The sequence below is a fragment of the Winogradskyella poriferorum genome (assembly GCF_050618035.1).
GTDB classification, from domain to species: domain Bacteria; phylum Bacteroidota; class Bacteroidia; order Flavobacteriales; family Flavobacteriaceae; genus Winogradskyella; species Winogradskyella poriferorum_A.
Genome location: NZ_JBODPY010000213.1, coordinates 1 through 223, shown reverse-complemented (window position 1 = coordinate 223; position 223 = coordinate 1). Strand labels below are relative to the sequence as shown.

The following is a 223-nucleotide window of genomic DNA, read 5'->3' as shown; positions in this document are numbered from 1 at the left end:
CCTTGCTGAGCATCCGTATATTTTGAAATGCCACGCTTTCCTAATGATGTTGCGGGGGTTGCACCCAATTCTGTAGCTTTGGCATTATCATCTGCCACTAAGGCATCCTTTAAGTTGAAATAGTCATATAATATTGTTTGGGAATTTCCAACTCCGTTCATTGCCATTGCCTTTTTATCCACATCGTGGTGACCATCGGAATTATCGTGGTGCATTTTTGAAT

At 41.3% G+C, this 223-nt stretch carries 1 protein-coding gene; it reads right to left on the bottom strand.

What is annotated here, in order from left to right; translation table 11 throughout:
• On the bottom strand, positions 1–215 hold a 215-nt coding region (locus ACRHOC_RS15510; RefSeq protein WP_431159483.1), incomplete at its 3' end, for a DUF3347 domain-containing protein.
• Positions 216–223: the final 8 nt, after the last annotated feature.